Source organism: Gellertiella sp. DMC107, from assembly GCF_056313605.1.
The window spans coordinates 144,951-157,638 of record NZ_JBQUZZ010000004.1 but is presented as its reverse complement, the minus strand read 5'-3'; the positions used below and the strand labels follow the sequence as shown (position 1 = coordinate 157,638).

13 protein-coding genes are annotated in these 12,688 nt (G+C 61.0%); 11 read left to right on the top strand and 2 right to left on the bottom strand.

Features of this window, described 5'->3' with window-relative positions; translation table 11 throughout:
• Window positions 1-68 precede the first annotated feature (68 nt).
• From ACT54B_RS14575 to ACT54B_RS14550, 6 genes are all read left to right on the top strand, one after another.
• The gene (locus tag ACT54B_RS14575; RefSeq protein ID WP_476045814.1) at window positions 69-455 is read left to right on the top strand and encodes an MAPEG family protein; all 387 of its coding nucleotides are present in this window, start codon (window positions 69-71) and stop codon (window positions 453-455) included.
• 3 nt (window positions 456-458) lie between these two features.
• On the top strand, window positions 459-956 hold the full coding sequence (locus tag ACT54B_RS14570) for a hypothetical protein (protein WP_476045812.1): 498 nt from the start codon (window positions 459-461) through the stop codon (window positions 954-956).
• A complete protein-coding gene (locus ACT54B_RS14565) occupies window positions 953-1,702 on the top strand; it encodes an SDR family oxidoreductase (protein WP_476045810.1) in 750 nt (249 codons plus the stop codon). Before ACT54B_RS14570 ends, ACT54B_RS14565 begins: the two co-directional genes overlap by 4 nt.
• A 20-nt stretch (window positions 1,703-1,722) precedes the next feature.
• A complete protein-coding gene (gene lpdA / locus ACT54B_RS14560) occupies window positions 1,723-3,129 on the top strand; it encodes a dihydrolipoyl dehydrogenase (protein ID WP_476045808.1) in 1,407 nt (468 codons plus the stop codon).
• A gap of 130 nt (window positions 3,130-3,259) precedes the next feature.
• Complete coding sequence (locus ACT54B_RS14555; RefSeq protein WP_476045807.1) at window positions 3,260-3,739, top strand: cytochrome b; 480 nt, start codon at window positions 3,260-3,262, stop codon at window positions 3,737-3,739.
• A 4-nt stretch (window positions 3,740-3,743) separates the two neighbouring features.
• Complete coding sequence (locus tag ACT54B_RS14550) at window positions 3,744-4,256, top strand: DUF2867 domain-containing protein (RefSeq protein ID WP_476045805.1); 513 nt, start codon at window positions 3,744-3,746, stop codon at window positions 4,254-4,256.
• Here the strand turns inward: ACT54B_RS14550 and ACT54B_RS14545 are convergent.
• Together ACT54B_RS14545 and ACT54B_RS14540 are read right to left on the bottom strand one after the other, a co-directional pair.
• The gene (locus tag ACT54B_RS14545; protein ID WP_476045804.1) at window positions 4,240-5,316 is read right to left on the bottom strand and encodes a TraB/GumN family protein; all 1,077 of its coding nucleotides are present in this window, start codon (window positions 5,314-5,316) and stop codon (window positions 4,240-4,242) included. The two genes, ACT54B_RS14550 and ACT54B_RS14545, sit on opposite strands and share 17 nt — an antisense overlap.
• 80 nt (window positions 5,317-5,396) lie before the next feature.
• Entirely contained in the window at window positions 5,397-6,314 is a 918-nt protein-coding gene (locus ACT54B_RS14540) for a tyrosine recombinase XerC (RefSeq protein ID WP_476046223.1), read from the bottom strand.
• Between the two features lie 154 nt (window positions 6,315-6,468).
• Between ACT54B_RS14540 and ACT54B_RS14535 the strand changes: the two genes are divergently transcribed.
• The 5 genes from ACT54B_RS14535 (at window position 6,469) to atpA (ending at window position 12,661) form a co-directional block, all read left to right on the top strand.
• Window positions 6,469-7,596, top strand: coding sequence for an AAA family ATPase (locus ACT54B_RS14535; protein ID WP_476045802.1), 1,128 nt, complete (start codon window positions 6,469-6,471; stop codon window positions 7,594-7,596).
• Window positions 7,593-9,809 (top strand): primosomal protein N', encoded by a 2,217-nt coding sequence (locus ACT54B_RS14530; protein ID WP_476045800.1) that lies wholly within the window; start codon window positions 7,593-7,595, stop codon window positions 9,807-9,809. Before ACT54B_RS14535 ends, ACT54B_RS14530 begins: the two co-directional genes overlap by 4 nt.
• A 106-nt stretch (window positions 9,810-9,915) precedes the next feature.
• Window positions 9,916-10,302 carry an AGROH133_08824 family phage infection protein gene (locus ACT54B_RS14525; RefSeq protein ID WP_476045799.1) on the top strand — a complete coding sequence of 129 codons (387 nt, stop codon included), beginning with the start codon at window positions 9,916-9,918 and terminating at the stop codon, window positions 10,300-10,302.
• Window positions 10,303-10,571: 269 nt separating this feature from the next.
• Window positions 10,572-11,132 carry a F0F1 ATP synthase subunit delta gene (locus ACT54B_RS14520; protein ID WP_476045798.1) on the top strand — a complete coding sequence of 187 codons (561 nt, stop codon included), beginning with the start codon at window positions 10,572-10,574 and terminating at the stop codon, window positions 11,130-11,132.
• Window positions 11,132-12,661, top strand: coding sequence for a F0F1 ATP synthase subunit alpha (gene atpA / locus ACT54B_RS14515; RefSeq protein ID WP_476045797.1), 1,530 nt, complete (start codon window positions 11,132-11,134; stop codon window positions 12,659-12,661). Before ACT54B_RS14520 ends, atpA begins: the two co-directional genes overlap by 1 nt.
• Window positions 12,662-12,688 lie beyond the last annotated feature (27 nt).

Here is a 12,688-nt window from a genome sequence, read left to right as displayed (position 1 = left end):
GATGGCTGGGGCGGCCGCTTCGCGTCCGCCCTAAGGCCTTTTCTCAAGCTTGGATGGAATGAGACGGAATGACCCCGGAACTGAATGTTCTCCTGCTCAGTGTTGCCCTCGCCTTCGTCTACCTCATCGTGCATGCCATGCTGTTGCGCGGGCAGATCGGCTATGACGACGTCAACCGGGATCATGACCCGGAACCCAACCTGCTGGCCGGGCGGGGCATTCGGGCCCTGCGCAATTTCCTTGAAACCTATCCGTTCTTTCTGGCGCTCATGCTGGCAACCTGGATGACGGGTCATTTCACTGCTCTGGGTCATGCCGGCGCGTGGCTATGGCTGGTTGCCCGCGCCTGCTATCTGCCCGCCTATATTTTCGGCCTGGGCCGGGTGCGTTCTGCCATCTGGATGGCTTCGCTGATCGGCCTTGCCCTGATGATGGCCGGCGCCTACGGATATTGATGGATGCGGCGCGCAGTCTCCATAGCCGGGCTGCTTCCGGCCATCGTTCTCAGCGGCGGTCCTGCAAGGGCTCTGGACTGTGTCCAGTCAGAGGCTGTCTACAAGGCTGACAAAGGCTCCTATACGCTTTCTTTCCGTCCCTTGACAGACAAGGCGGCAGCCGTGACCCATCGATTTGCCCTTTCTGACGGCAAGGTGACCCTCGATGGACTGGTGATGGATACGGAAGAGCCGGTCCGTACGGCGGCGCATATCGAAAAGGATTGTCCCGAAGGCGATGTGACCGGTGACGATATCCGCGCCTGCACGGGTTACGAGGGCTATGTCTATGCGATTAGCGAGACCGGCGGGATTGGCAATTTGCCTTCCGGAAACGAAAAGGCGGGCTCCCGTCTGCTGTTTGCGGGTCTCGGGCCGGTTCTTGCCGCATCGGCCCTTGCCGAGAAATGGAAACTTGCCAGCATTTCCGATTCCTTCCAGCTGACGGAGTGCAAACCATGAATCGACAGGTGTTGCTGATAACGGGCGGAAGTCGCGGCATCGGACGTGCCGTTGCAATCAAGGCGGCGCAACAGGGTTGGCAGGTGGCGGTCAATTACGCCGGCAACCGGAGTGCTGCCGAAAGTGTGGTGACGCAGATCCGCGAAGCGGGTGGGCAGGCTGAAGCCTTTCAGGCCGATGTCGGAGAACCCGCGGAAATCATGCATCTTTTTCATTCTGTGATCGAACGCTTCGGTCGCCTGGACGCTTTCGTGAACAATGCCGGTATTGTCGACCAGACCGCCCGGCTGGACGAGATGTCCGATGAAAGGCTGGAGCGTATGTTCCGGGTCAATACGCTGGGCGCGGTCGTCGCTGCCCGCGAAGCCGTTCGCCGGCTCTCCACCCGCCATGGCGGTGAGGGCGGCGCCATCGTCAACATTTCGTCGATGGCAGCCGTTATCGGCTCTCCTGCCCAGTATGTGGACTATGCCGCATCGAAGGGCGCAGTCGACACGCTGACCATAGGACTTGCCCGCGAGGTGGCTGCCGAGGGCGTGCGGGTCAATGCCATTCGACCCGGCATCATCGATACGGAAATTCATGCATCCGGCGGGCTGCCGAACCGGGCCCGGGACCTTGCCCCCGCCATTCCCATGCAAAGGGCGGGTACTGCGGACGAGGTCGCCGAGACCGTGCTCTTTCTACTTTCACCCCAGGCATCCTACATCACGGGTGCCATTCTCAATGTAAGCGGCGGCCGTTGACCGTCGAGGAGGCAAAATCCATGGCATATGATGTGGTTGTCATCGGCACCGGACCTGGAGGCTATGTCTGTGCGATCAAGGCAGCGCAGCTCGGCCTGAAAACCGCAGTCATCGAAAAACGTGCGACCCACGGCGGCACCTGCCTGAATGTGGGCTGCATTCCTTCAAAGGCGCTGCTGCATGCCTCCGAAATGTTTTCCCATGTCAATCACGGCATGGACAGTCTCGGCATCGAAGTATCCAAGCCCGGTCTCAACCTGGAAAAGATGATGGGCCACAAGGATTCCGTGGTGAAGGCCAACGTGGATGGCGTGTCTTTCCTGTTCAAGAAGAACAAGATCGAGACCTTCCATGGAACCGGCAAGATCGTGGCCCCCGGCAAAGTCTCCGTCACGAATGACAAGGGCGACGTTCAGGAAATCGAGGCAAAGAATATCGTGATTGCCACGGGCTCCGATGTGGCCGGTATTCCGGGCGTTCCGGTCGAAATCGACGAGAAGGTCATCGTTTCCTCCACGGGTGCAATCGCGCTGGACAAGGTGCCCGCATCGCTCGTCGTGGTCGGCGGCGGCGTTATCGGCCTCGAACTGGGTTCCGTCTGGTCCCGGCTTGGCGCAAAGGTCACCGTGGTCGAATATCTCGACACCATTCTCGGCGGCATGGATGCGGAGATTTCGAAGCAGTTCCAGCGGATCATGGGCAAGCAGGGCATCGAATTCAAGGTGGGCGCCAAGGTCACTGCGGTGGAAAAGGGTGCAAGCGGCGCCAAGGTTACCTTCGAACCCGTCAAGGGCGGCGAAGCGCAAACCATCGAGTCCGACGTGGTGCTGGTCGCGACCGGCCGCAAGCCTTACACCGCCGGTCTGGGCCTGGAAGAGGCCGGTGTGAAGCTCGACAATCGCGGGCGGGTGGAAATCGGCAATCACTACGAAACCAGCGTTGCCGGCATTTATGCCATCGGTGACGTGGTCAAAGGTCCGATGCTTGCGCACAAGGCAGAAGATGAAGGTGTGGCCCTGGCCGAAATTCTCGCTGGCCAACATGGTCACGTCAATTACGACGTGATCCCGGGTGTCGTCTATACGCAGCCCGAAGTGGCTTCCGTCGGCAGGACCGAGGAGGAGCTGAAGGCCGCAGGTGTCGCCTACAAGGTGGGGAAGTTTCCCTTTACGGCCAATGGCCGCGCCCGCGCCATGCAGGTAACCGACGGACTGGTCAAGATCCTTGCGGATCAGGCGACCGACCGGGTTCTCGGCGTGCATATTCTGGGTTTCGGCGCCGGCGAAATGATCCATGAGGCGGCCGTGCTCATGGAGTTCGGCGGCTCCTCCGAGGATCTGGCGCGCACATGCCACGCGCACCCCACCATGTCCGAGGCGGTCAAGGAGGCGGCGCTTGCCACCTTCTTCAAGCCCATCCACATGTGACCATGACAGCCAGTATTAAATTCTCGTAAATCGGCGCGGGCGGCTTTCTTTGGGAAGCCGCCCGTTCTATTGTCGGCTTCGATCAACTTAACTGATTGATAAAAGGCAAGAAATGGTTTCCTCAAGCCCCATGGCCTACACCCTTCCGCAAAAAGCCCTTCACTGGCTGATGGCTCTTCTGATTTTCTTCAATCTCATCTTCTCCGACGGCATTGAAGAATGGGACGAGGCGATGGACAGTGGCTCGGTGACTCCCGATCAGATTGCGGCGGCGAATATCCACGCTTATGTCGGTTTCGCGATCCTCGCGCTCGGCTTGCTGCGGCTTCTTCTTCGTCTGGTGCAAGGTGCACCGGATGCGCCTGCCGAGGAGCCGCCGGCGTTTCAGTTGGCCGCCAAGCTGGCCCACAGCGCCTTCTATCTGCTGTTCTTCGCCATGCCGGTGTTGGGCGCGCTGAAATATTACGCCGATGTCGATGTTGCCGGCTTCCTGCATGCCGGCCCGGTCAAGCTGGTGCTTTGGGTGCTGATCGTCGTGCACGTTCTGGCCGTTCCCGTTCATCGTCTGGTGTGGAAGTCCAACATCATGACGAGAATGACGACCGGTTGACCGGATGACCTCGGCCAGAACCGGACCTTACGCGGTCACCCCCGTTCTTCCGAACGGGGCTCTCGAGGGGGCGGATTGGGCGGATGCGGCCGAAATATGCCTTTCCTCCCCGGTTTCGAGCGCCGCAGAGGCCGCCTTGCATCTACTCGGCCCGATGCCGGGCTGGGCCAGGTCTCTGCTGGCCTTGCGCAACCGTCTGGCTGCCCTCGTCGGCCTGAAGCCGGCCTCCGCACAGGGCTCGGATGGGTCGGTGCCGATGATCGGCCCGTTTCCGGTGGTTCGGACCAGCCGGGAAGAAGTTGTGCTCGGTTTCGATGACTGGCATCTCGATTTTCGCGTCGTGGTCAGTCTTGCCGATGGGGAGCAGGGGAGCCAGAGGGTGCGGGCAACCACCCTGGTCAAACGGCACAATCTGGCCGGTCGCCTCTATCTCGCTGCGGTGATGCCTTTTCACAAGCTCATCGTTCGCTCGACCATGAAACGTGCAGTCGTCTCACGCGTCAATTCACGGCGGTGACGCGGAATCCCTTTGCGCGAAGCAGTTCTATCACGCCCTCCTTGCCGGGAAGGTGAAGCGCGCCCACAGCCATAAATGCCTTGCCTTTCGCCAGGATCGGGGACGCCCGGTCCGCCATCACATGGTTGCGGTCAACAATGATGCGCTGTTCGAAATTCGCATAGTCGTTCGTTTCTCCGAGCTTTTCTTTTGCTGCGAATTTCAGGGTCGGAACGATCATTCCGATATCGCCTGCCACATAAAGATCGACCATGGTCGCCGTGATGTCGTCCATCCGGGTGCCCAGTTCCAGCGTCTCGATCAGGGACTGCAAGTGAAACTTCATGGGAATGTCACCCATCGCGTTCAGTTGTTCCAGGGCGGTTTCCAGCCCTTCGAGCGTCTTTCCTGACGCCTTGGCGTCCTCTGCCAGTTTCTTGTCCAAGAACGAGCCACCACCGGCCTTGCGGGCCATTTCACAGGCGGGCAGGCTGACGAAACTTGCGATGATCCAGGGTTTCATCTTCTGAACGGCGGCCAGGGAAATGCCCCGGCTCTTCAGGCCCGCTTCCAACCGCGCGCTTTCCTCAGCCGGCAAAAGGCTGCTGATCGTGGTCTGGTCCGTGAACATGGTCAGTTCCGGATGGGCCAGAAGGGCTGCGGCCGCCTTGGTCTCGTCCAGCACTTCGGTGGATTCCACGATCACCGTTCCACTGTTTTCGAATGCCCCTTTTGCAGCCTTCGGCAGGGCAAGCACGCGCGGATCGGTCAGGTGCATGGTCCCCAGCAGATAGGATGCAGCGATCCCCTCCTTCTCGATCTTCCACAACAGGCCTTTGCCATTGGGAACGGCCGCGGCCTCCTTTCGCAGCGCCTCCAGTTGCCCTGGATTGCCGGAGAGCTCCGACAGAATGTTCTTTCCGGTGCAAGCGATCGTATCCGCGCGGGCCGGGGAGAGGGTAAACAGGGCAACGAAGAGAAGAACGAGAAGTGTAAAAGGCAGGCAGGCAACCGTCCAGAACACAAGGTTGGAAAGGGATGCGGGAAGCGTGATCCGCTTGGAGCTGATGGCAATCGTCATGATCTCTTCCGATTATGGATTGATCCCTGATTAACCCTGATGGCATTCCTTTTTGCTTAAGGAGGATGGTGAACGCATCCTTACGCCCGTGGGTGGGCGCGGTCGTATATATCCAGCAGGCGGGCAGCATCCACGCCCGTATAGATCTGGGTCGTGGAGAGGCTGGCATGGCCGAGCAGCTCCTGAATGCTGCGCAAGTCGCCCCCGCCTCCCAGCAGATGGGTGGCAAAGGAGTGGCGCAAGGCGTGTGGTGTTGCTGTGTCCGGCAGGCCGAGGGCACCGCGCAGCGTCTGCATGGCCCGCTGGATGATCGCCGGCTGCAGGGGGCCTCCCTTCTGGCCCCGGAAAAGGGGCTGATTCGGGGGCAGCGCCAGCGGGCAAAGACGCATATAATCCCGGACACCGAGAACCACCGTCTCGATCAGCGGAACGAGCCTTGTTTTTCCGCCCTTGCCGATGACGCGCAGGCTCGTGACCCCCTCTGGAAAATCGGCAGGCGTCAAGCCAAGCGCCTCCGAAATGCGCAGCCCGCATCCGTAGAGAAGCCCGAGCACGGCAGCGTCCCGCGCGGCAATCCATGGTTCGTCCCGCATCTGGGTCTCGAACCGGGTCACCTGAACGGCTTCGGAAGAGGAGAGGGGTTTGGGGAGACTTTTGGGCTGTTTCGGGGACCGGACGGCTCCGGCCGCCGCGCCATTCGCCAGGCCCTTCTTTTCCAGATGCCGGATGAAGGAGCGGATACCAGCCAGATTGCGTCCGAGCGTGCGGGATTCCGCACCGTCTTTGCGGCGGCTTGCCAGAAACGCGCGAAGATCTGCAACGCGCAAGGCGGCCATATGCCCGAATGTGGCCGGCTCGCCCAGATGCCGGGTCAGAAAAAGCAGAAACTGGCGCGTGTCGCGTTCATAGGCATCGATCGTAAGCCGGGACAACCGCCTTTCGAGGGAGAGTGTGTCCAGCCAGATTTCCCGTTCTGTCAAAAGGGCCGGATCGGCCATGATCAGAATTTCGTCCACCCATATACCCTTTCGCGCTCGCCGGCTGATTGTGGGGAGCCAGGGTTACCGAAGCCTTAAGGAGATCGGACGGCAGGTTCCTGTTCTGTACTTGTTTTCCCTTTGGAATTCGGCTGAATCGCGCTAGGAGAGACACATGCGCCTTCATTCTTTTGCCGTACACCGCTATCGCTCGCTGCATGCGATCCGGATGGATCTCGGGCCTGTCGAGGTGTTTTCGGGAGCGAATGGAGCGGGAAAATCAAATCTTTACAATGCGATGCGCCTTGTTCATTCGGCTGCATCCAACCGTCTGGCGGATGACCTGCTCGACGAAGGGGGGATGCATTCTGCCTTATGGAGCGGGGTTTGGACCAAGACCGAGAAACGACGCATCCGGCTGGACGTAACCTTGCGGGATGAGGAGACCGCGACGGATTACCGCTACCGGCTTGAGATCGGCCAGCCCCCACCCGTGTCTGCGGCCTTTTCCCATGAGCCCCATGTCAAGGAAGAGGAGTTGGCCGTAACGGTGGGCACCCGCCAGGTGAGCGTGATGATCCGGGATCGGGAGCATGTCCGCATGCGGGACGAGAAGGGTCGCATGACGGATTATGAAGGCGAGGTGCTGGCATCTGAGACTGCACTCGGCCTGCTGGCGGATGAGGGGCGCAGTCCGGAAGTGGCCTTGTTTCGCCGCCTTGTCGGTCGCTGGCGGTTTTATCACGGGTTTCGCACCGATCCGCAATCCCCCCTGCGCCAGCCGGGTCGCCCGGCCACGGCACCGACACTTGCGGAGGATGGGAGCAATCTGGCGGCCGTTCTCGCGACTGTTGCCCATATTGCCGGAGATCGCACGGAACTCGACCGCGCCGTTCACGACGCATTGGAAGGGGCGTCGCTGGTGATCCCGGAGCCCGTTACGGACGCCAGCTTTGCATTCCGCTTGCCTGAGTTTCCGCAACGGGTCTTTTCGGTTCGCGAACTGTCCGATGGGCAATTGCGGTTCCTTGCCCTTTGCGGGGCCCTGCTTGCCTATCGCTTGCCCCCCCTGATCGCACTCAATGAACCCGAAACGAGCCTGCATCCCGCTATGCTGAAACCCCTGGCCCGACTGATTGCCGGTGCAGCGGAGAAGACCCAGGTCTGGGTGGTCACCCACTCTCCGCTCCTGGCGCAGGAAATCGCCCTGCTCACGGGATGTCGCCCGAGGGTGGTCGAAAAAGTGGGGGGCGAAACCCGTATTGCGGGGCTTCTTCTGGATGGCAGCAGGGCGGACGAATGAGCAGGGCGACAGACGATCTTTTCGGGGGACCTGCTCCGGCACCCCTCCATCACGTCGTGCCGGTCATGGTTCCCATGCCGGCACCCAGACCCTATTCCTATGCCGTGCCTGCCGACATGCATCCGGTTCCGGGCTCTATCGTTCAGGTTCCGCTGGGACCCCGGCAGGTCTTCGGCGTTGTCTGGGACGGTGTTCCTGACGATCAGGTGGACCCGAAGAAACTGCGCGCCATCACCAAGCTGTTCGATTGCCCGCCGCTTGATGAAAGGCACCGCCGGTTTCTCGACTGGGTCGCCGCATACACGCTCTCTCCGCCTGGGCTGGTCGTCCGCATGGCTTTGCGGGCACCGGCCGGCTTTGAGCCGGAGCCGATGGTGGAGGGCCTGCGCTTCACCGGACAAAAGCCCGAGCGGCTGACGCCTTCACGCCAACGGGTGCTGGAGCTCGCCGAGGATGGCTTGTCCTGGACCCGTTCCGGGCTGGCCCATGCGGCCGGCGTCTCCACCAGTGTCGTCGATGGGCTGGCAACGCAGCGGGTGCTGGAACCCGTCTTCATCGCTCCGCCACCGGTCGTGCCGCCGCCTGATCCGGATTATACGGCATCGCGTCTGGAAGGGGCACAGGCGGACGCTGCTGCCGAACTCCTGTCCGAAGTGAAAGCGCAGGCATTCAGCGTTTCGCTGATGGACGGGATCACCGGCTCCGGCAAGACGGAAGTCTATTTCGAAGCCATTGCCGAAACCCTTCGGCAGGGAAGACAGGTGTTGATTCTCCTGCCGGAAATTGCGCTGACCGCGAGTTTCCTGGAGCGCTTTCAGGATCGGTTCGGTGCCAAGCCGGCCGAGTGGCATTCGGATCTTCCCCCGCGCACCCGGGAGCGGGTCTGGCGACAGGTATCGACAGGGGATGTCCGCGTGGTGGCCGGGGCTCGCTCCGCCCTTTTTCTGCCATTCGAGAATCTGGGCCTGATCATCGTGGATGAAGAGCACGATCCTGCCTACAAGCAGGAGGACCGGGTGTTTTACAATGCCCGCGACATGGCCGTGGTTCGTGCGCATATCGGTGCCTTTCCGGTGGTTCTCGTCTCGGCAACGCCTTCGGTAGAAAGCCAGGTCAATGGACTGTCGGGCCGCTATCGTACAATTCATCTTCCGGTCCGGTTCGGCGAAGCCGCACTTCCCGACCTTCATCTCGTGGACATGCGCCGCCATCCGCCGGAGAGGGGAGGCTTTCTTTCTCCGGTGCTCATCCGAGGCATCGGCAAGACGATCGCCAAGGGCGAACAGGCGCTTCTTTTCCTCAATCGCCGCGGTTACGCCCCGCTCACCCTGTGCCGGGTCTGCGGGCATCGTTTCCAGTGCCCTCAATGTTCGAGCTGGCTGGTGGAACACCGTTTCCGCGGTCAGATCCAATGTCATCAATGCGGCTATGCGGAAAAAACTCCGGATTGCTGCCCCGAATGCGGGACATTCGACCATCTGGTCGCCTGCGGTCCCGGCGTGGAGCGGATTGCGGAAGAGGTCGAAAAACACTTCCCCGATGCCCGCACGATCGTGCTTTCTTCTGATCTGCTGGGGGGCGTGAAAAGGCTCCGCCTGGAGCTCGAAGCCATCGCGAAAGGCGAGGCCGACATTGTCATCGGAACCCAGCTGGTCGCCAAGGGTCACAACTTTCCGCTGATGTCCCTTGTGGGGATCGTGGATGCGGATCTGGGGCTGGCCAATGGCGATCCCCGGGCTGCAGAGCGCACTTTCCAGCTTCTCTCGCAGGTCACCGGTCGCGCCGGACGTTCCGGGCTGAAAAGCCACGGTCTTCTTCAGACCTACCAGCCAAACCATCCGGTCATGCAAGCCATCGTTTCAGGGGATGCGAATGCCTTCTATGACCGGGAGATCGGCGAGCGGGAAAGGGCCGGCCTGCCGCCCTTCGGACGTCTGGCGTCCGTCATCGTGTCCGCTGACAACCGGGCAGATGCAGAGGCGCATGCCCGCGGGCTTCGCCTCGCAGCGCCGGCGGTTTCCGGAATTGCCGTTTTGGGTCCGGCTGAAGCGCCAATCGCCCTGATCCGGGGCCGGCATCGTTTCCGCCTCCTGGTCCATGGCCCGCGGCACGCGGACATGCAGGGCTTTCTCCGCGCCATGCTGGCCAAGGGGCCGAAGGAGCGCGGCTCGGTCCATGTGCAGCTTGATATCGACCCTCAGAGTTTTCTTTAGTCCGGTTCGTTCCCGAGCGGGCTATCGCATATCGAAAGGCCGGATTCCCTTTCCCGCCTCGGCGTGGCATAACCCGGCGGTTTGATCCTATCCTTGGGGGGAAAAGATGGAATTCACCTTGCCGACCGAGTGGGGCGAGCAGCTCGCCTTCGGCGCCGCGGCCTTTACGGCTTTGCTCGGTCTCATGATGCTGCTTGCGCCCGGCTTTTCCTTGCGCATTCTCGGTTTCGAGCGACCGGATCGGTCGACAGCGCCCTATTCGGAAATGCGCTCGAGCCTGGGAGGTGTCTATTTCGGCGCCGGGCTGTCCGCGATTCTCGTGGCTCAGCCTTTCGTCTACTTCAGCCTGGGCACCGCTTTCGCGGTCGCGGCCTTTGCGCGCATCATTTCCATTCTATCCGACCAAGGAAGTACGCTGCGAAATTATATATTCCTGGTTGTGCAAATCGTTTTGAGTGCCCTTCCACTCGGTTATTTCTTCGGTTTTCTGTAAGACCGGGCTTCCGCGTGCAGGCCTTGCGCCGTGGCCAAAGCCGTATCCGTTCGCAGCGAAAATGCCGACAGAAAGGGCCGTTTCGGGCATTTGAATGCTTTACGCGTGTTGCGAGTCCTGATCTCCTATGCTAGACGGACCGCGAATTACGGAAAGCGCAAGAAAGCGATCTTGTCTTTCTTGGGGAAAATTGAAGCGATTTCAAGGTGATACGACTACCTATAAAGGGTGGCCGGATTCCTGGATCAAAATCAGGGAAATTTGGGGCCGTGGCAGACACATCCCAGCTGAATTCTGGCGTCTCAGAACGCTATGCTTCCTCGCTGTTCGAGCTTGCGCTCGAGGCTGGATCCGTCGCTGAAACCGGCAAGGATCTGGATCGCGTCCAGGCCATGCTCGACGAGAGCGCGGACCTGAAGCGTCTGGTAGAAAGCCCCGTCTTTACCGCCGAGGATCAGTCCAGGGCGCTGGTCGCACTGGCCTCCAAGGCCGGTCTCGGCGCTCTCGCGACGAATTTCCTGAAGGTGGTTGCCGGCAACCGTCGTCTGTTTGCCCTCTCGGGCATGATCCGCTCCTACCGGGCGATTTCCGCCCGTCACCGGGGCGAAGTTTCTGCCGAGGTCACCTCGGCTCATGCGCTGACGCCAGCGCAGGAAAGCGAATTGAAGGCGGCGCTGAAGGGCGTCACCGGAAAGGACGTCACCGTGAATGTCACGGTTGATCCCTCGATTCTCGGTGGTCTGATCGTGAAGGTCGGCTCGCGTCAGATCGACACGTCGCTTCGCACCAAACTCTCTACCCTTAAGCTTGCACTGAAAGAGGTTGGCTGATGGATATCCGCGCCGCGGAAATTTCCGCAATTCTGAAAGATCAAATCAAAAATTTCGGCAAAGAGGCAGAAGTCTCGGAAGTCGGCCAGGTGCTCTCCGTCGGTGACGGTATCGCCCGCGTTTACGGTCTGGACAACGTCCAGGCTGGCGAAATGGTGGAATTCCCCGGCGGTATCCGCGGCATGGCGCTGAACCTCGAAGCCGACAATGTCGGCGTCGTTATCTTCGGCTCGGACCGCGACATCAAGGAAGGCGACACCGTCAAGCGGACTGGCGCCATCGTGGACGTGCCGGTCGGTCCGGAACTGCTTGGCCGCGTCGTCGACGCGCTCGGCAACCCGATCGACGGCAAGGGCCCGATCAATGCGACCCGCCGCGCCCGCGTGGACGTCAAGGCTCCCGGCATCATTCCCCGCAAGTCGGTGCATGAGCCGATGTCGACCGGCCTCAAGGCCATCGACGCCCTCATCCCGGTTGGCCGTGGCCAGCGCGAGCTCGTCATCGGCGACCGCCAGACCGGCAAGACCGCCATCATCCTGGACGCCTTCCTGAACCAGAAGCCGATCCACGACAACGGCCCGGAAAACGACAAGCTGTACTGCGTCTACGTGGCCATCGGCCAGAAGCGTTCGACCGTTGCACAGTTCGTGAAGGTTCTCGAAGAGCGTGGCGCTCTCAAGTACTCGATCGTTGTTGCCGCTACCGCGTCCGACGCCGCTCCGATGCAGTTCCTGGCTCCGTTTGCCGGCTGCGCCATGGGCGAATATTTCCGCGACAACGGCATGCATGCACTGATCGCCTATGACGACCTGTCCAAGCAGGCCGTTGCCTACCGCCAGATGTCGCTGCTGCTGCGCCGTCCGCCGGGCCGCGAAGCCTATCCGGGCGACGTCTTCTACCTGCATTCCCGCCTGCTTGAGCGTGCAGCAAAGCTGAACGACGACAACAAGGCCGGTTCGCTGACCGCTCTGCCGGTTATCGAAACCCAGGGCAACGACGTTTCGGCCTTCATTCCGACCAACGTGATCTCGATCACCGACGGCCAGATCTTCCTTGAAACGGACCTGTTCTACCAGGGTATCCGCCCGGCCGTGAACGTCGGTCTGTCGGTTTCCCGCGTGGGCTCCTCGGCCCAGATCAAGGCGATGAAGCAGGTTGCCGGCTCGATCAAGGGTGAACTTGCCCAGTATCGTGAAATGGCTGCCTTCGCGCAGTTCGGTTCGGACCTCGACGCTGCGACCCAGCGCCTGCTGAACCGCGGTGCCCGCCTGACCGAACTCCTGAAGCAGCCGCAGTTCTCGCCGCTGAAGACGGAAGAGCAGGTCGCAGTGATCTTCGCTGGCGTGAATGGCTACCTCGACAAGATCGCGGTGAACCAGGTTGGCAAGTTCGAACAGGGCCTGCTGTCCTATCTCCGCTCGGAAGGGGCTTCGATCCTCGAAACGATCCGCTCGGAAAAGGCTATCAGCGACGATACGAAGGCAAAGCTCAAGGCTGCGCTGGACTCGTTCGCCAAGTCTTTCGCCTGATCGGGTCTCCAGCCAAGGACGGAATAA